The following is a 24,044-nucleotide window of genomic DNA, read 5'->3' on the forward strand; positions in this document are numbered from 1 at the left end:
GTATTGGGGGAAGAGCACCGGGACACCGGTACTTCCGATAACAAAGGAGAACGCTCAGAATGACGAATGAGCAACATGCACGCCCGCCGGGGCGTTGGAAGCGCAGAGCGCTGACGGTCGGCGCGGGGGCGGCTGTCATCAGCCTCGCCGTGATGGGTGCGGCGACCGCGGCCAATGCGGCTGCGGGTGACCCGTGGCCCACCGACAAGAGTCAGGTATGGCTCCTGCAATCGAACCGGACATCCGCCGGTTCGCTCTTTGACGTCAAATACTCGCCGACATCGGGACAGTACAGCTTCGACCGATTGGGTTCCGTCCAGCCGGGCGACCTGTCGACGATGGCTTTCAACCCGGATGACGGCTTCATCTATGCGACGCTCTACCCGGGCACCGCGGTGCGCGACCCGCTCTATCGCATCGGTCAGGGTGGTGTGGCGACCCGAGTGGCCGGGCTGACCGGACCCGTCGCACCGAATGTGACGGGCTGGTCGGGCATGGAATACCACGACGGGAAGTTGTGGTTCTACTCGACCGGTGGAACGGTCATCGCCTCGATCGACCTCGCAACGGGTGCGCAGGAGACCCACACCTTCTCGGGGACTGTGCGAAACGACAGCCCGAACGATCTTGTCTACGCGGACGGCTACTTCTGGTCGGCGAGTTCGGGTGGGTACCTGCTGCGCTATGACGTATCCAGCAACACTGTGACGAGGATCGACGCGCCGGGACTCCGGACGGGCGGGACGAGTAACTACGGTGCTGCCTGGGTGACGGGATCCGGGTTGCTCGGGTTTGTCGACAACGCCTCCGGCAGGGTCGTGCATGTACGTGTCGCCGGCTCACAGGTCGCTGAAGTGATAGGCGTGGGGACGGCGAACTCCACTATCGACAACGATGGGGCCTACAACTTCGGTGACCCGGCTGACATCGCGCTGAAGAAGACCGGCCCGGTGGAGTTCATGCCCGGTGAGTCGTTCGAGTACTCGTTCACGGTGAGCAACGTCGGCAGTTCCCCGTCGGGAGGCTGGTTCCTCAAGGACGTGCTCCCCGCGGGGCTGAGCAACGCGATCCTGGTCGACAGCCCGGGTGTCACGCTGACCACCCAGACGGGCGCAGACGGCCGGGAGACTCTGCTCATCAACGGCGGTGAGGTCGGAGCCGGCGAGAAGATCGATTTCCGCGTCCGCGTCACGGCCGCGAACGACATCAGCGGCTGTGTGACGAACACGGCCGAGCTGGTGGGCATGGAGGATGACCCCGACTACGGGAACAACACGTCCTCCACCGACTGTGCGCGGGTTGTGACCGCACGTCTGAACCTCGACAAGGAGGTCTCGAAGGTCGTCGACACGAATAACAACGGCATCACCGACCCGGGCGACCAGATCTTCTGGCGGTTCAAGGTCACCAACACCGGAATCGCGAACATCGAGAACATTGCGATCCGCGACGAGTTCCTGCAGAACGCCGGCGTCGGCGTCAGCTGCGACCCGATCGCTCTCGCGCCCGGCCAGTCGGCTGAGTGCGAGTCGACCGAGCCGTACGTGATCACTGCCGACGACGCTAAGAAGGGTTCGGTCGAGAACACCGCCCTCGCGACGGGCAACGTGCCCCCGGGACAGCCCGGCGAGCCCGGCAACGTCGAGTCGCCCGAGGACTCGACGAAGACCCCGGTCGAGGAGCCCCAGAGCAACGTGAACGCTTCGGCGTCTGCGTCGGCTTCGGCGAAGGCTGATGACAACAGCAACCCGTCCGCTCAGGCGGCGGCTCAGGCTGCAGCGACCCCGGATGCTGAGTCGGCTGCGTCGGCTGCGGCAACCCCGAACGCGGAGGCTGCAGCGAAGGCTGCTGCTAACCCGGATGCGTCGAGTGCGGCGTCGGCTGATGTGTCTTCGGACCCGTCTGCTGCCGCTCAGGTCTCGGCTAGCCCGGCCGCGCAGGCTGATAACTCTGACAAGACCAACGCTGACGCGTCGGTCGCGGCAGAGTCTGACGCCTCGTCGGCGGCGAAGGCGGCGGCAACGTCGAACTCGTCGACGGATGCTTCGGTGCAGTTCCAGGCTGATGCTGACTCCTCGGCTGACCCGAACACCAACGTGAACGCTTCGGCGTCTGCGTCGGCGTCGGCGAAGGCTGATGACAACAGCAACCCGTCCGCTCAGGCGGCGGCTCAGGCTGCAGCGACCCCGGATGCTGAGTCGGCTGCGTCGGCTGCGGCAACCCCGAACGCGGAGGCTGCAGCGAAGGCTGCTGCTAACCCGGATGCGTCGAGTGCGGCGTCGGCTGATGTGTCTTCGGACCCGTCTGCTGCCGCTCAGGTCTCGGCGAGCCCGGCCGCGCAGGCTGATAACTCTGACAAGACCAACGCTGACGCGTCGGTCGCGGCAGAGTCTGACGCCTCGTCGGCGGCGAAGGCGGCGGCAACGTCGAGCTCGTCGACGGATGCTTCGGTGCAGTTCCAGGCTGATGCTGACTCCTCGGCTGACCCGAACACCAACGTGAACGCTTCGGCGTCTGCGTCGGTCGATCCGGGCGCTGAGAACTCGGCTTCGGTTGACCCCGGCGCTGAGACGTCGGCCTCGGCCGACAACGGCACCGACCCCGGCGCTCAGGCGTCGAGCAACAGCGCGTCGAGCAAGTCCGACGGCTCGCTCGCGCGTACTGGAGGCGACACGGCGGCTGCCATGGGTATCGGCATCGGTGCAACGATGCTGACTCTCCTGGGCGTGCTCGCTGCCGTCTTCGGACGCCGCAAGAACCGGGAGGTCGAGGCGGAGTAATCCCCTCGTACCATTCCAAGGGTGGGGCGGGAGCCTTCGGGCCCCGCCCCACCTTCCCTACTTTCCAGAGAGGTGCACAGCCATGGCCGCTGTCGCGCAAGGCACCGCCGTCGTCGTCGGCAGCGGCCCCAACGGGCTCGCCGCCGCCCACGTCCTCAACCGGGCCGGCTACGCCGTGACGGTCTACGAGGCGAACGATGTGCTGGGCGGCGGCGCCCGCGCGGCCGAGCCGCTGATCCCGGGGATCGTCCAAGACCACTGCGCCGCTGTGCATCCGCTCGCGCTCATCTCGCCCTACATCGCCGAGCTTGCGCCGGATGTGCAGTGGGGCAAAGCGTCGATCGAGGTCGCTCATCCGCTCGAGGGCGGCCGCACCGCACTGCTGCACCGATCGGTGGAGATGACCGTGCACGGCCTCGGCGCACCCGCGTGGGGTCGCCTCTTCGGCGCCCCGGCACGCCGCTTCGATGCCCTCGCCCCGGAACTCTTCGAACCGCCGCTCCATATTCCGCGGCATCCCCTTCTCTTCGCCCGGTTCGGAATGGTCGCAGCTCCGCCGCCGAGTCTGATCGCGCGGCTGCTGACCTCTGAACCCGCCGCAGCGCTGTACGCCGGGATCGCCGCTCACTCGTTCCAGCCCTTCTCACGCCCCTTCGCGGGGGCGGTGGCGGCCGCGCTTCTCACCGCCGCTCACGGTGTCGGGTGGCCCGTGGTGGTCGGGGGTACCTCGAAGCTCACCGATGCCATCGTCGCCTCGCTGCGGGAACGCGGCGTCACCTTCGTCACCGGGCATCGGGTTCGCAGCCGGGCGGAGCTGCCACCCCACGACATCCTGATGCTCGATGTACATCCCACGCAGGTCGAGGGCATCGTCGGCGATGCTCTTCCGCGCTGGAGTAAAACCCGTCTTCGGCGGTTCACGAGCGGACCTGGCGCGTTCAAGGTCGACTTCGTCGTCGAAGACGGGGTGCCCTGGACCAACCCGGACGTGTCGCGCGCCGGAACGGTGCACGTCGGCGGAACGGCCGCCGAGATCGCACGGGCCGAGGCCGAGACCTCGCGCGGCCGCATGCCCGAGCGGCCATTCGTGCTCGTCGGACAGCAGGATGTCGCCGACCCGACACGCCGCGTCGGCCGCCTGGCGCCCGTGTACGCCTACGCCCATGTCCCGCAGGGATACACGGGTGACGCGACGGCGGCCATCATCCGCCAGATCGAGCGTTACGCCCCCGGTTTCCGTTCCCGAATCGTGGCGCAACGCAGCTACTCGACAGGCGATCTCGCACGCGACAACGCGAATTTCGTCGGCGGCGACATCCTCACCGGGGCGAAGACGCTCGGCCAGCTGCTCCTCGGCCCGGCAGCGGCGGCATCGCCCTACGACGTCCGGGTTCCCGGCGTCTACCTGTGCTCGGCGGCCACTCCGCCGGGGCCGGGTGTGCACGGGATGTGCGGCTACAACGCGGCCCATCGCGCGCTGGCGGACGCGAGGCCTCGAGCGCGTTCCGCGTCGGCGTGACGTCACGAGAGGGGGATCGGCCGAAGTCGCTCCCCCTCTCGCTACACGGTTCCCCACCGGTTGGGGGCCGGCAGGGGCCCGACGGGGAGTGCCGGACAGGTCTCGCGACCTACCGAAGAGATGCCCGCCCACCCGTTTCGTGACGAGACTTCGCAAAAACTCCTCGCCCGCGGCAGCGCGGGTCGGCGGTAGCCTCGGCGCATGAGTGCGTCGCGCGTCCCCGCTCCGGACATCGATCCCGCGAACAAGCCGAAGGGGCCGGCGTCGTACTTCCCGAGCATCGAGAAGACGTACGGGCTGCCGATCCAGCACTGGCTCGACATCGCAGCCGATCAGCTCTCGACCGGGATGTCGCACATGCAGGTGGTCGAGTCGCTCAAGACCGAGCACGGACTCGGCCACGGTCACGCGAACGCCGTGGTCGCGTACGTGAAGGCGAAGCTCGCGGGCTGACCCGCCTCGCTCCGGCGCTCACGCGCCCCGGCATCCGTGCTTCGGAGGATGTCGCGAACCTCGGACTGTTCGCGCGCAAAGATCCGAGGTTCGCGTGATTCTCCGAGGCTCGCGACCGCGACCCGCGCGGAGTCAGCCGGCGACCAGGTGCTCGATGAGGATCTGCGTGCCGATGCCGATGAGCACGATGCCCCCGATGATCTCGGCGGGCTTGCGCCAGCGCGTGCCGATGCGGTGGCCGATCAGCACCGCGACGAACGACAGCGCGAACGTGACGAGGCCGATCGAGACGACCGCGATCCACAGCGGCACGTCGAGGAATGCGAACGACAGGCCGACGGCGAGGGCGTCGATGCTCGTCGCGAGGGCGAGCAGCACGATCTCGCGAGCGGAGAGGCCGGATGCGGCATCCGCGTCGTCCTCGTCGGGACGGAACGCCTCCCACAGCATCTTGGCGCCGATAGCGGCGAGGAGGCCGAAGGCGATCCAGTGGTCGAACGGGGCGATCGCCTCGGCGAACGTGCTGCCCAGCAGCCAGCCGATCAGCGGCATCACCGCCTGCGCGAGGCCGAAGGCGCCGGCGATGAGCAGGGCGCCCCGCACCACGTGGGCACGCAACTGCAGTCCCTTTCCGAGAGCCACGGCGAACGCATCAGCGGAGACGCCGACGGCCAGGATGAACAGCGCCCAGGGCGACATGGCTCCTCCTCGAAGCGGGGATGACGGGATGGCCGGCGATCGTCCCGGGCACCGTCGAACGGAGATCGGCCGCTCTCGAGCTTGCCAGTCGCGGGCCGTCGAAAATGACGAAAAGCCCTGATTGACAGCATTTCGGGCGGGCGAATCGTTCGGTCCCCCGAAAATCGGCGCCGCCTCAGATCACCCGGTCGTTGCCCCCGTCGACGCTCAGATGAGCGCCGGTCGTCGCCGGCAGCTGCTCACAGAAGACGGCGACCGCCTCGGCGACCATCGCGCTCGTGACCTCGACGCGCAGCAGATTGCGTGTGCGGTACTCCTCGACGCTGAGGCCGTAGCTGGCCGCGCGCTCCGCGAGCAGCTCGGGTGTCCAGATCGCCGTGTCGAAGACCGCGTCGGGCTCGACCTGGTTCACCCGGATGCCGTCAGCGGCCCACTCGATCGCTGCGACCCGCGCGAGCTGAGCCGCTGCGGTCTTGCTCGCCGAATACGACGCGACGCCGGGGCCCGGTGCCGCGACGTTCTTCGTCGACACGAGCACCACGCGCCCGCCCCGGGGCGCCAGCGCGAGGTGCGCGTGCGCCGCCCGCATCAGGCGCAGGGGCGCGGTGGCGTTGACGCGAACGGCGCGCTCCCACGCGGCATCGTCGAGGTCGGCGATCGGCTGACTGCGGGGGAAGATCCCGGCAGCGACGACGAGCATGTCGACGCCGCCGTAGGAGCGGACCGCCTCGTCGAGGGCGCGCTCGACGACGGCAGCGTCGGCGACGTCACCGACCACCCCGCGCCAGGCGTCACCCGAGAATGCGTGCGGCACGCTCGGATCGAGGTCGACCCCGACCACGGCGGCGCCATCGGCGAGCAGTCGCTCCGCGGCGGCCCGCCCGATTCCGGAGGCGGCGCCCGTCACGATGGCGACTTCCCCCGCGAGCGGCGCGCGGCGGCGGCCGGCGAGCTTGGCCTGCTCGAGCGACCAGTACTCGATGTCGAAGCTCTGCGCTTCGTCGAGCGACCGGTAGCCGCCCAGCGCGTCCGCCGCCTCGATGACGGCGATGGTGTGCTCCGCGATGTCGGCCGCGACCCTGACGTCCCGCACGGTGTCGCCGGCGGTCAGCATCCCGAGCTCCGGGTCGAACACGACGCGCGGCGCGGGGTCCAGCGGCGTCATCGGGCCCGGCTGGCGGTGCCGGTGGCGCTCGACGTAGGCCCGGTACGCGCTCGCGTAGGCCGCGACATCGCGCCCGACGAGCGGATGCCGCTTGGTGTAGATGACGTGTTCGGGGGTCGCGGTTCCGCGGGTCGTGGCCGCGTCGAGATCGGTGCGGCCGGCGAACGCGGCGGCACGGCGCGACCGGCTCTGCCGCAGCAGCATCGGCCGTCCGGCGGCGCGCGCGATGTCGGCGCGCAGGCCCGCGATTGTCTCGAGCGTGCCGCGCGGGGGGATATCGTGACCACCGGCATCCGTCTGACCGGCATCCGTCTCGTCGGGCGCGACGATCCCCGAGAGCTCGGCCGCCCGGGCGACGATCTCGCGGTGGCGGGCGAGCACGGCGTCGGGGTCGTCGCCGAAGGTGAACAGGCCGTGATTGCGGAGGACGAGCGCATCCACGCCGCTGAGGTCGGTGTCGGCCACGAGGCGTGCCAACGGGAAGCCGGGCATCACGTACGGCAGAACGGCGACCCGCGGGCCCAGTGCCGCGGCGATCTCGTCGTCGGGCACGTCGCGATCGGTCACGGCGACGATCGCGTCGGCATGCGAGTGGAGCGCGACCCGGCCGGGGAGATGCGCGTGCAGCAGCGCCTCGATCGAGGCCGTCGGCGCCGTTGCTTCGAGCGAGGCCTGGCGCAGCTCGTTCACCATCGTCGGGTCGTCGAGGTGCGGCAGGCGCAGCAGGCGCTCGAGGCGGTCGCGACGCAGCGGCGCGAATCCTGCCGGCTCGATCGTGGCGAGATCCCATCCGCTCCCCTTGACCAGGACGAGGTCGACGGGCTCGCCCGTGACGTCCTCGCCTCGCGCGGTGATCGACGTGTTCCCGCCCCCATGGAGGACGAACGAGGGATCGCCGCCGAGGGCCCGACTGACGCGCACGATCTCGTCGAGGGCGTCGGACACGCCCGACGAGGGCGTCATGCGTAGGCCTCCCAGACGCTCGTCATCGACGACACGACGCGGTCGAAGCGGGCCGCCTGCTGCTGATACGCGGTGCGGCAGATGCCCGGTGGCACGACGAGCGCGGGGTCGGGCTCGACGCCCCACGGCGTCATGTCGACCCCGACGCCCCGTGCCGCGAGCGAGGCGACGCCGCGCGCGCCCAGCTCGGTGCCGAGCTGCCGGCGCATCGCGTGACCGATGACGTCGGCGAACATCTGCGCCCACTGGGGGTTCTTCGCCCCGCCGCCGGCGAGGGTCCACGGAGCGTCGGTGACGACGGCGCCCGTCGCGACGACCTTCTCGATCTGCACGCGGTGGTACTGCGTGATGCCTTCGGCGACGGCGCGGGCGACGTGCGGGTAGCCGTGGCTGCCCTTGATTCCGACGAAGGTGCCGGAGGCGCCGAGATGCTCGGGCGCGCCGTGGATGAAGGGCAGGAAGAGCAGCCCGTCCGCCAGCGGGGGTGCGCCGTGCGCGGCTTCGAGGAGGTCGCGCGGAGTCAACGGGAGAGTCGCGCGGGCGCCGAGCAGCCCGGACGCCCACTCGATGCTCGCGGCGGACGTGGGCGCGACCTCCATGGCCAGCATGAGGCGGGGATCGGGGAGCAGCGCGTTGATCGTGACGCGCGGGGGAACGGCATTCGTCGGCACCACGACCGCGTTGATCGCCCACGTGCCCACGATCACCGTGACATCGCCGAGGTCGGTCGACCCGGCGCCGAGCGGGCTCGCGACGCAGTCCATGCAGCCGGCGACGACGGGTGTACCCGCGGTCAGGCCCGAGCGTGCGGCCGCGTCGGCGCTGATCGTCCCGACGACCTCGTCGCTCGCGTGCAGGGGCGGCAGGATGCGCTGGAGTTCGCGGGGCAGACCGAGCATGTCGAAGACCTCGGGCTCGTACTCCCGCTCGCGGAGGTTGACCAGGCCGCATCCCGACGAGTCGGACGTGTCGGCGCTCGCGACGCCGGTCAGGCACGCGGTGATCCAGTCCTTGCAGGTCAGTGCCCAGCGTGCTCGTTCGAGCGACTCCGGCTCGTTGTCGAGCAGCCACCGCAGCAGCACGCCCGGTTGCGCCGCCCACGGGAGCGAGCCGGTGAGCAGCCGCATCCGCTCGACCGCCGCGGGGTCGAGGGCGGCGACGACGTGCTCGGCCCTGCTGTCGGTCGAGGCGATGGCGGGCCGCACCGGCCGCAGCTGCTCGTCGACCAGGTAGAGACCGTTGCCGTGGCCGGTCGCGCCGACCGCCGACACCGTCCACCCGTCGGCGGCGAGCCATGACGTCAGGTCGCGGAGGACGTCGGCGACGACATCCCACAGCGTGTCCATCGCGATCTCCTGCCGCTCGCGCGAGACGGCGACGCGGGGGTTCGGCGCCGAGACCGTGCGGATCTCCCGCCCGGCGTCGTCGAACGCCGCTGCTTTGGCAGACGTGAGTCCCACGTCGATGCCGATGACGCAGATCTTCATCGATCCTCGTTTCTCGCTCAGGCGGCCGTCGGCTGAGCGGATGCCGGGCGCAGGGTTCGGGGTGCGAAGCGCCGAGCGGCTTCACGGTATCGCGCCAGCTCGGCTTCCGCGCGCTCGGCACTCCAGCCGCCGTGCGCGACGAGGACGTCGGCGGCACGTGCCGCACAGCCGAGGCCGACGTCGCTGTTCAGCGCGATCGCGGTGCGGCGGATGAGCACGTCTTCGAGCGTGTGGGCGCCCTCCTCGCGGACGGCGTAGACGACCTCCGCGGCGATCGCGCCGCTCTCGTCGTCGATGACCTCGGCGAGAGATGGGTCGGATGCCGCCAGCATCTCGATCGGGCGGCTGAGGGTTCCGTACAGGTCGGCGAGTCGACGGGCGCTGCGCTCGGGCAGGGCGCTGCGGGCGACGCTGTCAGCGATGAAGCTCTCGTGATCGCCCGCGGGCGCGCCCGGGAACCGGGAGGTGCGGGTCGCTGAGCGCCGCCGGCCGAGGCCCAGCGCCGCCTCGATGCGTCGCAGCGCCTGCTCGCCCAGGGCCCGGTGGGTCGTGTACTTCCCGCCGATGACGGTGAGCAGCCCCGAGGCGTCGCCGGTGTGCACGACGATCTCGCTGTCGCGGCTGACCGACGCCGGGTCGCTCAGGTCTGCCACGTAAGGAAGCGGGCGCACTCCCGAGAACGACCACAGCACGGCGTCGCGTCGCAGACCGGCCCCCGGGATGAGGCCGTTTACCGCGCGGAGCAGATAGTCGACCTCGTCGTCGTCGACGACGATCTCGTCGATCGACCCGTCGTAGGGCAGGTCGGTGGTGCCGATCATGTACTTGCCGTCCCACCACGGCAGCACGAACATGGGGCGGCCGTCATCGGGCGACTCGAAGAAGATGCAGGTGTCGGGCGCGCCGGGGAACGCGTCGACGACGAGGTGGCTCCCCTTCGTCGGGCCGATGCGGCGGGGGTGCGTGCCCTGCAGGTCGAGGATCGCGTCGACCCAGGGGCCGGCGCAGTTGACGACGACCGGGGCGTGCAGCGTCCGCTCGCGACCGTCCTCGCGGTCGAGGTAGCGTACGCCGGCGATGCGTCCCCTCTCCCGGATCAGATCGATGACGGGGGTGTGGGTGAGCACCGTCGCGCCGTGGTTGGCCGCGTCGATGGCGAGCTCGATGCCGAAGCGCTCGGTCACCGGCACGTGCGCGTCCTGGAAGAGCCCGCCCCACTTCACGCCGCCCGCGGCCACCGACGGCCACTCGCGGGCCAGGCGCTTGGAGAAGACGATGCGGTTGCGCGGCAGCTTCTTGCCGAACGACAGGATGTCGTGCAGCAGCAGGCCGCACGAGAGCAGCCATCCCGGCCGCGAGGCACCCCGCGAGAACGGGATGAGCATGGGGTAGGGGCGCACGAGATGCGGTGCGGTGCGCAGCAGGATGTTGCGCTCGCGGATCGATTCGAGGACGAGCGGGATCTCCACCCGCTCGAGGTACTTCAGGCCGCCGTGGATGAGACGGGTCGAGATCGCCGAGGTGCGGGCGGCGATGTCGTCACGGTCGATGACGACGACGTGGAGGCCGCGGCCGGCGGCCTCACGGGCGATGGCGAGACCGTTGATCCCGGCGCCGATGACGACGACGTCGGCCGAGGTGGGCTCGGCATGGGTACGAAGCGAGGGCATGCTGCATCCTTCGGGTCTCGGGGCGCCCGCGGGCGCCCCGAGACGGTTCAGTGGGAGAGGGTCTGGAACAGGTCGAAGGCGTCGTCGGCGCTGAGGCCGTCGTGGACGACCCCGCGGACGGCCGCGAGCATGGCGGCCGGGTGCGCCGACTGGAAGACGTTGCGTCCCATGTCGACGCCCGCCGCGCCTTCCGCCATCGCCCGCGACGCCACACGCAGGGCCTCGCGCTCCTCGACCTTCTTGCCGCCGGCGATGACGATCGGGACGGGGCACGCGCTGGTGATCGTCTCGAAGCCCTCCTCGACGTAGTAGGTCTTCACGAACGCCGCGCCGAGCTCGGCGCTGATGCGGGTGGCGAGGCGGAAGTAGCGGGCATCGCGCACCATGTCGCGACCGACCGCGGTGACGGCCAGCACCGGGATGCCGGTGGCCTGGCCCGCGTCGACGAGGGTGGTCATGTTGCGCACCGACTTCGTCTCGTTGTCTCCGCCGATGAAGACCTGCACGGCCAGGGCCGCGGCATCCAGTCGCACGGCGTCGTCGATCGAGACGGCGATCTCTTCGTCGGAGAGCTCCTTGAGCACGCTGGGACCGCCGGAGGCGCGCAGCACGATGCCCTTCGACGAGTGCGGCGGGATGGTCGTGCGCAGGGCTCCGCGCGTGCACATCAGAGCGTCCGCCTGGGGAACCAGCGGCAGGATCGAGCGGTCGAGCCGCTCGAGGCCGGAGGTCGGGCCCTGGAAGTAGCCGTGATCGAACGCGAGCATCACGGTCTTGCCGTCGCGGGGGTCGAACACGCGCGACATCCGCGCGCGCAGCCCCCAGTCCTGGCCCGCTTGGCCCTTGATGGGGTAGCCGGTTCCGGCCACGGCGGGGCCGGAGTAGTCGGTTCCCTCACGCAGGTCGTCGAGGTCAGCCATGGATGTTCTCCTTGTTCTTCGGGATGGGGTCGGTGTCGGCGCGTCGGGCCGAGGGAACGGAGGCGGGGCGATGCAGGCTCGCCCGCAGCCGGTGCAGAGAGCTGCGGCCGGTTCCGGTGGCGGCCGAGGCGATCACGACGACGAGGACGACGAGCACGCCCTTGAGCACGTTCTGAGCGCCGATCGACCACCCCACGAGATTGAGCAGCCCCGACAGCAGCACGAAGAAGAGAGCGCCGGTCCAGGCGCCGGCCGGTACGGGGCGACCGCCGGAGATGAGGGTGCCGCCGATCACCACGACCGCGATCGAGTCGAGCATGTACGAGCTGCCGAGCACCGTGCTGGGGGAGATGAACGCGGCGAGCAGGCCGCCGACCAGTCCCGCCAGGCCCGCCGAGACGAGGTAGGCGGTGACCGTCACCCCCGCCACCGGCAGACCGGCGCGTTCGGCAGCGCGAACGCTCTGGCCGACGGCGATGACGGCGACACCGACACGGGTCCGGGTGAGGGCGAGCCAGACGATCACCGTCATTGCCGCGACGACGAGCGCGATGACCGGGATGCCGAAGGCCTTCGCGGTGACGAAGGCCCGCAGGCTCGCGTCAGCGCCGGCGCGTGCGGCATCCGCCAGGAGGAGCGTCGCAGAGGTGACGACGAGGCTCGTCGCGAGGGTCGCGATGATCGGCGGCACCCGCAGGAGCAGGATCGCGGCGGCGCTGACCGCGCCCGCGGCGAGCCCCGAGCCGACCCCGGCGGCGAGCCCGATCGCCGGCCCCGCCGTGGCGCCCACGCCGACCGAGACGTAGGAGGCCATCGAGATGACGGTGCCGACGGAGACGTCGATGTTGCCCGGGCCGAGGGTGATCACCAGCATCTGTCCGAGGGCGACGAGCACGAGGAACGGCGCAAGCGAGAGAGCTTGGGCCATGGGGTCGATGGGCGACCCGGGGCGCACGGCGATGATCACTGCCCACACGGCGAGCACACCGAGGAGCGACCACCCCCAGGCGGGCCAGACGGGGCCGCGGCGGAGCGCCGGGAGCGGGATGGAGGCGGAGGTCATCGCGCGATCCTCTCGGTGATCATGCGGCCCGCGAGCACGGCGATGACGATGACGCCTTGTGCGGCCGACTGCAGGGCGGACGGGAGGTTGATGAGGCTGAGCAGCACGGTGATGAGGCCGAGGGTGATCGCGCCGAGCGTCGTGCCGATCGGCAGGGCGCGGCCGCCCGAGAAGGTGCCCCCGCCGAGGATCACCGCGGCGATCGTCATGAGGGTGTACTCGCCGGCGGCGTTGATGTCGCCCGACCAGGTCTGCGAGGCGAGGAGCAGGCCCGAGACGACGAGGAGCGCGGCCGCGGCGACGTACGCCGTCGCGCGGGTCGCGACGAGCGAGGTGCCCGTCTTCTCGAGCGTCGCGGCCTGCGAGCCGAGCGCGCGCATGCGTGCCCCGGCGAGGGAGCGTCGCGTGATCCACCATCCCAGGACCGTGGCCGCGGCGATGAAGATGAGCGGTGCCGGGAACCAGGTCGGCCGCCAGGTCGACAGCGCCGAGAGCCAGTCGGGGGTCTGACCGCCGGGCGTCGGCCGGATCTGCAGTCCGATCCCCAGCCACACGAACGACATGCCCAGCGTCAGGATGATCGAGGGCACCCCGCGGCGCTGCACCACCCAGGCGAGCAGTGCGTACACGACGAGGATGCCGGCGATCATGGCGATCGCGAGGGCGGGGGTCTCCCGCAGAAGCGTCGCCGCGATGACCGTGATGAGGCCGACGAGATAGCCGACGCTCAGGTCGATGTCGCCGACGGCCATCATGATCATCTGCGCTTGGGCGGCGAGCACGAGCGGCACCGACGACATCAGCATCAGGGTCAGGCCGGGCACGCTGAGGATCCCGGGCTGCAGGACGGCGGTCACGGCGAAGATCGCGATGAGCGCGACGAGTGCGAGGAGAGCGGGCGATCCGTTGACGGCGGAGGCGCGCAGGCGCTGCGGCGCGGTGGGCGGGGAGAGCACGTCGGTGGTCATCGGTCCTCCTGGACTGTCTCGGCGTCGATTCCGAACGAGTCCGCGATGATGCGCTCGTCGGTGATGTCGTCGCCCGCGAGCTCGCTGACGACGCGCCCGGCACGGAAGACGTAGACACGGTCGCAGTGCGCCATCTCGCCGTTCTCGGTGGAGTACCAGACGATCGAGCGGCCGCGTGCGGCCTCGACGCGCATGAGGGCGTAGAGCTCGTTCTTCGTGGTGACGTCGACGCCGCGGAAGGGGTCGTCGAGCAGCACCAGGGGAGCATCGGTCGCGAACGCCCGCGCCACGATGACCTTCTGCTGGTTCCCGCCCGACAGTGACGTGATCGGTGCGCGTGCGCCGCCTTTCACGTTCAGGCGTTGCACCCATTCCTCCGCGAGCCGCCGGCGCCGGGCGGGCGGGACGATACCGGCCCTCGCGAGATGACGCGTGGCCGAGACGGTGAGGTTGTCGGCGACGTTCCAGAGCGAGAAGATCCCGCTGGTCTGGCGGTCGCCGGGAACGTAGGCGCGCCCGCGTACGACACGGACGCCGCGCGCGTTGGCCCAGAGCCGGTGCAGCAGCTCGTCCTGACCGTGGCCGGCGAGGCCGGCGAGGCCCACGATCTCGCCCGGTGAGACCGAGAACGGCACCTCGCCTCCGTCGATCCGGGCGACGGTGCCCGTCGCGTCGATCTCGGGCCGAGCGCTCGCCGCGCTCACCCGGCGCACCGTGGCGGTGTCGGCGTGCACCTCGCCGCCCATGGCCGCCAGCAGTGCGTCCTCGTCGGTCTCTCGCGCCGAGACCACGTCGACCACGCGTCCGTCTTTCATGACGGCGATCCGGTCGGCATGGGCCAGCACCTCCTGCATCCGGTGGGAGATGAGGACCATGCCGACGCCCTCGGCCGCGAGGCCGCGGAGGGCGTCGTAGAGCTGGCGGGTCGCGTTGATGCTGAGCGATTCGGTCGGCTCGTCGAGGATGAGCAGCGACAGCGACGGCGTGCACAGTGCGCGCCCGATCTCGACCATCTGCCGCTGCGCCATCGTGAGGTCGCCGGCCCGGCGCAGCGCCGAGACGCCGTGTCCGGGGAAGACCTCGTCGAGCTTGCGCGACACCCGCCGCTCGGCGCGGCGGTTCCAGCCCGCACCTCGGGTGCCGGCATCCGAGAGCGCGATGTTCTCGGCGACCGTGAGGTCGGGGCAGAGGGCGAGCTCCTGGTAGATCATCCGCACACCGGGCTGCTCGGTGCCGGGCTTCGCGGTCGCGGCGCCGGTCTGCCAGCGGATGCTGCCGGCGTCGGGCTGCTCGCGCCCGGCGAGCACCCGCATGAGGGTGCTCTTGCCGGCGCCGTTGTGGCCGACCAGGCCGAGGATCTCGCCGGCCGACACCGAGATGTCGATCCCGGCCAGGGCCGTCGTGTTTCCATACCGTTTGGCGACGGCCTCGGCCGTGACGAGCGCCACGTCCGAGGGTGCGGTCGCGGGGGTGTGCGACAGGGTTGTCATCGGGTCTCCTGGTTCGAGCTGGTCGGCCACGGCATCACCGGGTGTCAGGGCAGTGCGGGCGTGGCGACGTCGTCGCCGGCCAGCAGAGCCGCGATGGCGGCGTCGGTGGTCGCCTCGTCCCAGGCGTTGGCGGCGTACTCGTCGGTGCCGAGGGTCTCGACCCAGTAGTCGAGGTTCTCCTGCGTGACCTGCACGAGCGGGAGGACCACGTCGTCGGGCACCTCGTCGCCGCGCAGCTTGGCGATGGCGGCGTAGAGGGCGGCGACGATCTGTCCGGGATCGGTCAGCGCCGCGAACGACCCGTTGTCGATGCCGCTCTCCTTCCAGAACGACAGCGACTTGCCGTCGGTGTCGAAGACGACGACCGGGATGTCGCGCCCGGCCGACTGGAAGGCCTGGACGACGCCCATGCCGCCGATGCATCCGGGAACCGCGGCGATCGTCGGCATCGAGCCGAGGATCGCGACGATCTCCTTCTGCGCCGTCGCGGCGTCGCAGAAGCCGTTCACTTCGGCGGCGACCTTCACGTCGGGGTAGCCGGCGAGGATCTCCTGCTGGCGGGCGTAGAACGCCTCGTCGGGCTGCGAGCCGATGACGCCCCGGTTGAGGATGATGTCGCCCTTGCCGTCGATGGCGTCGAGGGCGGGCTGGAGCGAGTCGGCGCCCCACTGCCCGTAGTCGTTGCGCACGACGACGCCGCAGCTGGTGTCCATGTCGGCGTCGACGATCACGACGGTGATGCCGGCGGCGCACGCCTCCTCGATGACGGGGACGAGGGCGGTCGAGGATGCCGGGATGACCATGAGCACGTCGGGGTTCTGAAGCATGAGGCTGCGAATCTGGGACGCCTGCTCGGTCGCGCTGTTCTCGCCCGGGGCATTGACGACGCTGTAGTCGGAGACGACGCCGCTCTCCTTGAGCTTCGCGGCCTCCGTCTCGAACTTGTCGATGAGGGTCAGGCGCCAGCCGTTGACGAACCCGTTCGACAGGGCCACCTTCAGGCCCTGGGGTTCGCCGCCGGCGGTGGTGTCGGTCGGGCTGCCGGCGCAGCCCGCGAGGACGAGAGCGGAGATCGCTGTCGCGGCCGCTGCGGCGAGCATGCGGCGGGTGGTCGGGAACGTCATCGTTGTGCCTCCTGGTGTCGCATCGTTGCGAGGTGCCGATGTCACGAGGGCGTGCGGGCTGCCCAACTCGTAACAACCAACCTGTCATGACAAGTTGGTGATGACTAAGATAGGGAGCGGGCCGCCGGGTGTCAACACGGCGCCGGATACGCTCGCCGTGACGGCCCGATCGAGGAGGCTCCCATGACCGCAGCGACGACGCTCGACCGCTCGTCCGATCTCCCGCTGTGGCAGCAGCTGTCGCTCGCCTTGCGTGGCGAGATCGAGTCGGGGCGCCTGCGGCCCGACCAGGCGCTGCCCTCCGAGTCGGAGCTCATCGATCGTTTCGGGGTCTCGCGCACCGTCGTCCGAGAGGCGCTGGCCGACATGGTGCGCGCCGGGCTGATCTACAAGGTGCGGGCCCGTGGCTCATTCGTCTCGCCGGCGCGACCCGACCTCCGCTTCGTCGGTTCGATGGCGGGCTCGTCGGACGATCTCGCCGGAACGGGGCGGGTGGTCACGACCCGCGTGCTCGACTTCGCGGTCGGGACCGCGGATGCCGCCGACGCCGAGGCGCTGCGCATCCCCGTGGGTGCTTCCGTGGTGCGGCTGCGTCGTCTGCGGCGTGTCGACGAGACGCCCTGGCTGCTGGTCGACACGGTGCTGCCGCACGACCGTTTTCCCACCCTCGCACGCGCCAACCTCGAGAACCGGTCGCTGTACGAGCACCTCCGGCGCAACTTCGGAGTGCAGCCCAGCGGAGCCGACCGCTGGCTCAGTGCTGTCGTCCCCGAGCCGCCCGACGCCGAGCTCCTCGAGCTGGCGCCGGGCCAGCCTGTGCTCTCGATCGAGTCGATCGCGTGGGATGCCGACGGGCGGCCCTTCGAGCGATATCTGGCGCTCCACCGGAGCGACGAGTCGCGTTTCTACGTGGGAATCCGCTGATGTCGGGCTGCTGCGGTCAAGAGAACGATTATCAGTAACGTACAATCGAGGGTATGACCCGTCGACTCCTCCCCGCAGCCGTGCTCGTGGCCGCGGCATCCCTCGCACTCGCCGGCTGCGCCGGTACCTCCTCGCCGGCCGCGAGCGGCTCGGACGACGGAAAGATCAGCGTCGTCGCCTCGACGAACGTGTACGGCTCGCTGGCTGCCGAGGTGGGCGGCGACGCCGTCGAGGTGACCTCGATCGTGACCTCGCTCGCGCAGGACCCGCACTCGTACGAAGCGTCGGCGCGCGACCAGCTGACGGTGTCGCAGGCCGACCTCGTCATCGAGAACGGCGGGGGCTACGACTCGTTCCTCGACGGGCTCGTCGAGTCGAGCGGCAGCACCGCTCCGGTGCTCACGGCGGTCGAGTTCTCGCACGATTTCCCCGGGGCCGAGGGGCACGAGGACCACGCCGACGAGCACGCAGCCGACGAGCACGCAGCCGACGACCACGCGTCCGACGACCACGACCACGGTCACGACCACGAAGGTCACGACCACATCGAGGGCTTCAACGAGCACGTCTGGTACGACCCGCACACGATCGCCCACCTCGTCGAAGACATCGCGCACGAGCTCGGCGAGCTCGACGCGGCGAACGCCGACACCTTCGAGGCGAACGCCCAGGCCCTCATCGAACGGATCGACGGTCTCGAGACGTCGCTCGACACCATCTCGGCGGCCCATCAGGGCGAGAAGATCTTCGTGACGGAGCCGGTGCCGCTGTACCTGGCCGCCGCGGCGGGCCTCGACAACGCGACTCCGGCCGCGTTCAGCGAGGCCGTCGAGGAGGGGCAGGACGTGCCTCCCGCGACGCTCCTCGAGGCGCAGCAGATCCTGCGCTCCGGCGACGTGCGGATCGTGATCGTGAACGCCCAGACGGGCGGCGCCGAGACGACGGAGATCACCAAGCTCGCCGGCGAGCTGAACATCCCCGTGCTGGAGTTCACCGAGCTCATGCCCGACGGCGTCGACTACGTGGGCTGGATGCAGCAGAACATCGACGAGATCTCCGGGGCGCTCGCGGGCTGACCTGCCGCCCGAAGCTCTCTCAGTCCGCCGTCGGGGCCGCGCCCTGGCGGCGGACGAGTGCGTTCAGGAGGGCCTGCTGCTCGTCCGCGGACGAGCGGGCGGCCGAGACGTTCTCGGTCTCGACGGCAGCGACGATCTCGGCGCGCTGGATACGGGTCGACCGCGGGGCTTCGATGCCGAGCCGGATGCTGTCGCCCTTGACCTCGAGCACCGTGAGCTCGATGTCGTCGCCGATGAGCACCTTCTCACCGACTCGTCTCGTCAACACCAGCACTCGATCACCCTACTTTCCGTACGCGCTGCGCGCGCTCCGCGGCCGACGCGAGTCTCATGCGGTCGTGATGGCCTGCGCGTCGCCGACGGTGTCTCGGACCACGCCCACGGTGTCGATCGCCAGGCCACCCGCCGTCGCCTCGGTGTACGACAGCACAGGCAGACCGTCCGTCTGCGACGAGATGAGGCGCCGGACGGCGGAACGCAGCGACGGGGCGCACACGAGCACAGGCTCCGGCCCCGGGCCGGCCGCCTCCAGAGCGGCGCGTGTCGAGGCCACGACCGCCTCGAGCCGATGCGGGTCGAGCGCGATGTGCGGGCCGTCCTCGCTCGGCCGCATGGCCTCGAGCATCGACTGCTCGAGCAGCGGGTCGATCATGACGATGCGCAGCCGCCCCTGCTCGGCGAACCGCGTCGCAACGGCGGGACCGAGGGCGAGGCGCGCGGTCTCGATCAGGGCGTCGGGGTCCGCCGTCGTCTTGGCGCGCAACGCGAGTGCCTCGTAGATCCGGGTCAGGTCGTTGATCGGGATGCGCTCGGCGAGAAGGCCTTGCAGCACGCGCTGCACCTCGGCGAGCGACAGCAGCGCCGGCGTGAGCTCTTCGACGGCCGCGGGGCTGGACTGACGCAGCGTCTCGGTGAGCTGGCGGACGTCTTCGCGGCTGAGCAGTCGGGCGGCGTGGGCCTGGATGACGGACGAGAGGTGCGTGATGATGACGCTCGCGCGGTCGACGACCGTCGCGCCCGCGAGCTCGGCGCTGTGCCGCATCTCGAGGGGCACCCACTTGCCGTCGATCCCGAAGACCGGGTCGGGCGACGACCGGCCGGGCAGGGTCTCGAGCCCCGAGCCGAGGGCGAGGAGCGAGGCCCGAGGCGCGACGCCGCGACCCGCCTCGATCCCGGCGACCCGGATGACGTAGGTCGACGGCGGCAGTTCGATGCTGTCGCGCGTGCGGACGGGCGGAACGATGAGTCCGAGCTCGAGAGCGGTCTTGCGTCGCAGCGCCCGCACGCGTCCGAGCAGGTCGTCGGGGCCGCCGGTGACGAGGTCGACGATGTCGGGAGCGAGCAGGATCTCGAGCGCGTGCACCCGCATCCGCTCGGCCAGCTCCTCGGGGGTGTCGACGGCGCCGCGAGGATCGACGGCAGGGGCGTCCTCGGCAGCCTGGGTCTGCTCGCGGCGCCCGACCCGCTGCGCGATGAGCAGCAGGGTCGCGCCGATGACGAGGAAGGGCAGCATCGGCATCCCGGGGATGAACGACATCACGATCGCCGCGCCGCCCGCGATCGACAGGGCGTTGCGCGACTGCGTCAGCTGCGCCGCCGCGGCCGAGCCCATGTCGGACTCCGCCCCCGACCGGGTGACGATCATGCCCGTCGCGACCGCCATCAGCAGCGCGGGGATCTGCGTGACGAGGCCGTCGCCGATCGTGAGGAGGGCGTAGGTGTTGAGGGCCTCGCCCGCCTCCATGCCCTTCGAGAGCATGCCGATCGCGACCCCGCCGACGAGGTTGATGATGATGATGACGAGTCCGGCGATCGCGTCGCCCTTGACGAACTTCGAGGCGCCGTCCATCGCGCCGTAGAAGTCGGCCTCGGCAGCGATCTCGGCGCGCCGGCGCCGCGCTTCGGCGTCGCTGATGAGACCGGCGTTGAGGTCGGCGTCGATCGCCATCTGCTTGCCGGGCATCGCGTCGAGGGTGAACCGGGCGCCCACCTCGGCGACGCGCTCGGCGCCCTTCGTCACGACGACGAACTGGATGACGATGAGGATCAGGAACACCACGATGCCGATGACGAGCGATCCGCCCACGGCGATCGCGGCGAACGCGTCGATGACCTGTCCCGCGTGCGCCTCGCCCAGCACGAGCTTCGTCGAGGCGACGTTCAGGCCGAGCCGGAACAGCGTCGCCACCAGCAGCAGTGAGGGGAAGACCGCGAAATCGAGCGGCCGCTTCACGAACATCGCCGTCAGCAGGATCAGCAGGGCGAACAGGATGTTGGTGATGATGAGGACGTCGAGGATCGGCGGCGGCACCGGCACGATCAGCAGCATGATGATGCCGACGACCCCGATCGGCACGAGCGACCTTCTCAGGATGTTCATCGGGGTGCCTTCCTCTCGGGAACGGTGTGGACGCCGCGTGCCGCGCCGCGGCGCTTGAGCCCGTCGACGAAGACGAGCACGCGGGCGACGGCGGTGTAGAGATCGCCGGGGATCTCCTGGCCGAGCTCGCACGCGCCGTGCAGGGCACGGGCGAGCGGGATGTCGCGGACGAGCGGGACGCCGGCCTCGTGTGCCCGCTCGCGGATGCGTTCGGCGATGAGGCCCTGCCCCTTCGCGACGACCCGCGGCGCCGACTTGCCGGGCTCGTAGCGCAGCGCGACGGCGATGTGCGTGGGGTTCACGAGCACGACATCCGCATCTCCGACGGCGGCGATCATGCGGTTTCGGCTCATCGCCATCTGCCGGGCGCGGCGCTGGCTGCGGATGAGCGGGTCGCCCTCGGAGTTCTTGTGCTCGTCGCGCGCTTCCTTCTTCGTCACGCGGGTGTGCTTGCGATTGCGGCGCATGACGACGAGGACGTCGATCGCGGCCAGCAGGATGCCGACGGCGACGGCGGTGATGAGCAGCGCGGTCACGACGTTCGAGGCGATCTCGAGCAGCCGGGTGATCGGGTGGGCGCCGCTCATCGTGAGCACGGGCATGAGACCGGCGACGACGAACCACAGGGCGAGGCCGATGGCGGCGGTCTTGAGGAGCGCCTTCGCGCCTTCCCAGAGGGCCTGCAGGCCGAAGAGCCGCTTGACGCCGTTCAGCACGTTGAACTGCTCGAAGCGCGCCGGCACCCCGCGCAGATGGACGCCGCCCTGGGCGACCGACCCGACGATCGCGACGATCGCGACGGCGAGCAGCGCCGTGCCGACGACGGCCGGGATGCTGCCGAGCGCCGACGACAGGACGGCGACGGCGTGCTCGGGGTCGGGGTGGCGGATGACGGCGGCGATCTCGACGAACTGCGCGGCCCCGGCATCCGCGCCCGCCCCGATCATGGCGGGGAGGACCAGCGCGACGGTGCCGATCGCGAGCCAGGCGGACAGGTCCTGGCTGCGCGAGAGCTTGCCCTTGCGATGAGCCTCGCGCAGCTGCCGGCGGCTCGCCTGCTCGGTGCGTTCCCCGCTGTCGCTGCTCATGAGGCGCCGCCGTTCATCGGGTTCCGCCGATCAGCAGGCCGGTCGCCTGGTCGGTGAGCGCCCCGACGACGGCGGGCAGGGCGAGGATGACGCTGCCGGCGAGGAGGAACGTCAGGATGATCTTCAGCGGGAATCCGAGCGCGAACGCGTTGAGCGCCGGGGCGACGCGGCTGACGAGCCCGAGCGCGATGTCGGCGAGGAAGAGCACGAGCAGCAGGGGACCGGCGATCTGCAACGCGGCCACGAGCAGCTGCGACGCCGTGTCGACCAGCAGCTCGACCGGGCGGGCGAGGTCGAGCATCCCGTCGACGGGGACGGCCGTGAAACTCCGGGCCAGCCCCGCGAGGATGAGCTGGTAGCCGTTGCTCGCGAAGAGCAGGGCGAGGGCGATCATCTGGAACAGGCGCGTGAACTGGGCGCCGTTGACGTTCATCTGCGGATCGAAGCCCTGCGCGAGCTGGAATCCGCCGAAGACGTCGATCAGGCCGCCGGCCGACTGCACGACGGCGAAGCACGTCATCACGAGGAAGCCGAGCAGCGCCCCCGTGACGACCTGAGCGGTCAGGGCGAGGAAGAAGGCGCCGGTGTCGAGGCTCTGGTAGCCCGGCGCCACCGTGCCGCTGAGGGCGAGGGCGACGCCGATCGCGACCATCGCCTTGATGCGGGCCGGGAAAGCGCCGTACGAGAAGGGCGGGGCCGTGAAGACGAAGGCGGTCGTGCGGACCGCGGCGAGTCCCGTGGCCTCGATCCAGGCGAAGTCGAGCAGCAGCTGCATCTCAGCCGCCCGAGAGCAGGTGCGGGATGCGGTCGAACATGGTGTGCGTGAAGGCGATCGCCTCGGCGATCATCCAGTGCCCGCACACGACGAGTGCGATCGCGACGGCGACGGCCTTCGGCACGAACGAGAGCGTGACCTCCTGGATCTGCGTGATCGACTGCAGGAGCGAGATGGCGAAGCCGACCACGAGTGCCGTGATCAGCAGCGGGGCGGCCAGCTTCGCGGCGAGCACGACGCCCTCCATGCCGATGTCGAGGACGGCCTCAGGGTTCACGCGTGCCCCCGGTCATCCGCCCGCTCCGTAGCTCTCCATGAGCGTGCGGAGGATGAGCCCCCACCCGTCGACGAGCACGAAGAGGAGGATCTTGAAGGGCAGCGAGATCATCACCGGCGGGAGCATCATCATGCCCATCGACATCAGCGCCGCCGCGACGACGAGGTCGATGACGAGGAACGGGACGAAGATGACGAAGCCGATGATGAAGGCCGCGCGCAGCTCCGAGATCATGAACGCGGGGATGAGGGTGATCATCGGGACGCTCGCCGGGTCCTGGGGGTTGTCGGCCCCCGCGAACCGGGTCATGAGCGCGAGGTCCTCCTCACGCGTGAACGACAGCATCCACGTGCGCAGCGGGTCGGAGCCGACGCCCACGGCGTCGGTGAACGTCATCGAGCCGTCGACGTAGGGCTGCACCGCGACCGTGTTGATCTCGGTGAGCACCGGCCACATCACGAAGAGGGTGAGGAACAGGGCGAGGCCCGCGAGCACCTGGTTGGGCGGGATCGTGGGCAGCGAGAGGGCGTTCCGGGTCATCGCCAGCACGACGAAGATCTTCGTGAACGACGACATCATGAGCAGCAGCGCGGGGGCGACCGACAGCAGCGTGATGCCGATGAGCGTGAGCACCGACGACGAGGGCGTTCCGTCGATGCCGTTGATGTCGACCGATACCCCGCCGTTCGGCGGCGGCGCCGAGGCGGCGACGAGCACGAGCGCGCCGAGCGCGCCGCCCGAGATCACGCGCCCAGGGCCCGGCGCAGCACCTGTGCGGCATCACGCGCGGTCATGATCGCCGGGCGGGCGGTGCGTTCGGCGCGGGCCTGCGATCGCAGGAGGGGCACCGGCGGGCTCAGGGGCGCGCCGCCCGCGACATCCCGCAGAGCCGGACGGCTCGTGCCGAGCTCGTCGTGCTCGGCATCCCGTGACGGGGCATCGGAGGCAGGGTCGATCCGATCGAGCATCGACACGCCGCCCTCGGTGATGCCGAGCACGTAGCGGGCGCCGTCGATCTCGACCACGGCGACCTGCGCCTTCGGCCCGATGCCGCGCTTGGCGACGACGGTGATGTCGGTGACGGCATCCGAGCGTGCCGACCTGCGGCTCCGCGCGCCTCTCGCCCGGGCGCCCGCCGCACCGCCGAGGCCGCCGATGCCGCCGCCGCGCGAGAAGCGGCGCTGCAGCACCCACACGATCGCGAGCACGACGCCGAGGGAGAC

The 24,044-nt window shown here is 70.6% G+C and carries 21 protein-coding genes; 5 read left to right on the top strand and 16 right to left on the bottom strand.

Annotation, left to right across the window (positions count from 1 at the left end; genetic code table 11):
- The first annotated feature begins 59 nt into the window (after positions 1-59).
- From DEU36_RS10025 to DEU36_RS10035, 3 genes are all read left to right on the top strand, one after another.
- The gene (locus DEU36_RS10025; RefSeq protein ID WP_120264017.1) at positions 60-2,780 is read left to right on the top strand and encodes a DUF6923 family protein; all 2,721 of its coding nucleotides are present in this window, start codon (positions 60-62) and stop codon (positions 2,778-2,780) included.
- 82 nt (positions 2,781-2,862) lie between these two features.
- Entirely contained in the window at positions 2,863-4,299 is a 1,437-nt protein-coding gene (locus DEU36_RS10030) for an NAD(P)/FAD-dependent oxidoreductase (protein ID WP_120264018.1), read from the top strand.
- Positions 4,300-4,500: 201 nt separating this feature from the next.
- On the top strand, positions 4,501-4,752 hold the full coding sequence (locus DEU36_RS10035; RefSeq protein ID WP_120264019.1) for a DUF4287 domain-containing protein: 252 nt from the start codon (positions 4,501-4,503) through the stop codon (positions 4,750-4,752).
- A gap of 132 nt (positions 4,753-4,884) precedes the next feature.
- On the opposite strand, the gene DEU36_RS10040 is transcribed toward DEU36_RS10035, so the two are convergent.
- The 9 genes from DEU36_RS10040 to DEU36_RS10080 form a co-directional block, all read right to left on the bottom strand.
- Positions 4,885-5,451 carry a manganese efflux pump MntP family protein gene (locus tag DEU36_RS10040; protein ID WP_064955859.1) on the bottom strand — a complete coding sequence of 189 codons (567 nt, stop codon included), beginning with the start codon at positions 5,449-5,451 and terminating at the stop codon, positions 4,885-4,887.
- Between the two features lie 175 nt (positions 5,452-5,626).
- The gene (locus DEU36_RS10045) at positions 5,627-7,579 is read right to left on the bottom strand and encodes an SDR family NAD(P)-dependent oxidoreductase (RefSeq protein ID WP_120264020.1); all 1,953 of its coding nucleotides are present in this window, start codon (positions 7,577-7,579) and stop codon (positions 5,627-5,629) included.
- Positions 7,576-9,066, bottom strand: a complete 1,491-nt coding sequence (locus DEU36_RS10050) for an FGGY-family carbohydrate kinase (RefSeq protein WP_120264021.1) — start codon at positions 9,064-9,066, stop codon at positions 7,576-7,578. The genes DEU36_RS10045 and DEU36_RS10050 overlap by 4 nt, the downstream gene beginning before the upstream one ends.
- Positions 9,067-9,083: 17 nt before the next feature.
- Entirely contained in the window at positions 9,084-10,736 is a 1,653-nt protein-coding gene (locus tag DEU36_RS10055; protein ID WP_120264022.1) for a glycerol-3-phosphate dehydrogenase/oxidase, read from the bottom strand.
- Positions 10,737-10,783: 47 nt separating this feature from the next.
- Positions 10,784-11,656 carry a 3-hydroxy-5-phosphonooxypentane-2,4-dione thiolase gene (gene lsrF, locus DEU36_RS10060; protein ID WP_120264023.1) on the bottom strand — a complete coding sequence of 291 codons (873 nt, stop codon included), beginning with the start codon at positions 11,654-11,656 and terminating at the stop codon, positions 10,784-10,786.
- Positions 11,649-12,719, bottom strand: a complete 1,071-nt coding sequence (locus DEU36_RS10065; protein ID WP_120264024.1) for an ABC transporter permease — start codon at positions 12,717-12,719, stop codon at positions 11,649-11,651. The genes lsrF and DEU36_RS10065 overlap by 8 nt, the downstream gene beginning before the upstream one ends.
- On the bottom strand, positions 12,716-13,687 hold the full coding sequence (locus tag DEU36_RS10070; RefSeq protein ID WP_120264025.1) for an ABC transporter permease: 972 nt from the start codon (positions 13,685-13,687) through the stop codon (positions 12,716-12,718). Before DEU36_RS10070 ends, DEU36_RS10065 begins: the two co-directional genes overlap by 4 nt.
- Positions 13,684-15,177, bottom strand: a complete 1,494-nt coding sequence (locus DEU36_RS10075; protein WP_120264026.1) for a sugar ABC transporter ATP-binding protein — start codon at positions 15,175-15,177, stop codon at positions 13,684-13,686. Before DEU36_RS10075 ends, DEU36_RS10070 begins: the two co-directional genes overlap by 4 nt.
- Before the next feature lie 44 nt (positions 15,178-15,221).
- Positions 15,222-16,301 (bottom strand): substrate-binding domain-containing protein, encoded by a 1,080-nt coding sequence (locus DEU36_RS10080; protein WP_120264027.1) that lies wholly within the window; start codon positions 16,299-16,301, stop codon positions 15,222-15,224.
- 183 nt (positions 16,302-16,484) lie between these two features.
- Between DEU36_RS10080 and DEU36_RS10085 the strand changes: the two genes are divergently transcribed.
- Together DEU36_RS10085 and DEU36_RS10090 are read left to right on the top strand one after the other, a co-directional pair.
- Entirely contained in the window at positions 16,485-17,225 is a 741-nt protein-coding gene (locus DEU36_RS10085; RefSeq protein WP_120264028.1) for a GntR family transcriptional regulator, read from the top strand.
- A 53-nt stretch (positions 17,226-17,278) separates the two neighbouring features.
- Complete coding sequence (locus DEU36_RS10090) at positions 17,279-18,301, top strand: metal ABC transporter solute-binding protein, Zn/Mn family (RefSeq protein WP_120264029.1); 1,023 nt, start codon at positions 17,279-17,281, stop codon at positions 18,299-18,301.
- Between the two features lie 19 nt (positions 18,302-18,320).
- On the opposite strand, the gene csrA is transcribed toward DEU36_RS10090, so the two are convergent.
- From csrA to DEU36_RS10125, 7 genes are read right to left on the bottom strand one after another with little or no spacing between them, the layout of a single operon-like run.
- Positions 18,321-18,569 (bottom strand): carbon storage regulator CsrA, encoded by a 249-nt coding sequence (csrA, locus tag DEU36_RS10095; RefSeq protein ID WP_396652159.1) that lies wholly within the window; start codon positions 18,567-18,569, stop codon positions 18,321-18,323.
- Between the two features lie 60 nt (positions 18,570-18,629).
- Positions 18,630-20,681 carry a flagellar biosynthesis protein FlhA gene (locus DEU36_RS10100; RefSeq protein ID WP_120264031.1) on the bottom strand — a complete coding sequence of 684 codons (2,052 nt, stop codon included), beginning with the start codon at positions 20,679-20,681 and terminating at the stop codon, positions 18,630-18,632.
- Complete coding sequence (locus tag DEU36_RS10105) at positions 20,678-21,769, bottom strand: flagellar biosynthesis protein FlhB (RefSeq protein WP_120264032.1); 1,092 nt, start codon at positions 21,767-21,769, stop codon at positions 20,678-20,680. The genes DEU36_RS10100 and DEU36_RS10105 overlap by 4 nt, the downstream gene beginning before the upstream one ends.
- Positions 21,770-21,782: 13 nt before the next feature.
- On the bottom strand, positions 21,783-22,544 hold the full coding sequence (locus tag DEU36_RS10110; protein WP_120264033.1) for a flagellar biosynthetic protein FliR: 762 nt from the start codon (positions 22,542-22,544) through the stop codon (positions 21,783-21,785).
- A gap of 1 nt (position 22,545) precedes the next feature.
- Entirely contained in the window at positions 22,546-22,821 is a 276-nt protein-coding gene (gene fliQ, locus DEU36_RS10115) for a flagellar biosynthesis protein FliQ (protein WP_023953659.1), read from the bottom strand.
- Between the two features lie 12 nt (positions 22,822-22,833).
- On the bottom strand, positions 22,834-23,538 hold the full coding sequence (fliP, locus tag DEU36_RS10120; protein WP_259455358.1) for a flagellar type III secretion system pore protein FliP: 705 nt from the start codon (positions 23,536-23,538) through the stop codon (positions 22,834-22,836).
- A gap of 26 nt (positions 23,539-23,564) precedes the next feature.
- Entirely contained in the window at positions 23,565-24,029 is a 465-nt protein-coding gene (locus DEU36_RS10125) for a flagellar biosynthetic protein FliO (protein ID WP_183045338.1), read from the bottom strand.
- Positions 24,030-24,044: the final 15 nt, after the last annotated feature.

The organism is Microbacterium sp. AG238 (assembly GCF_003610405.1).
Classification (GTDB): Bacteria; Actinomycetota; Actinomycetes; order Actinomycetales; family Microbacteriaceae; genus Microbacterium.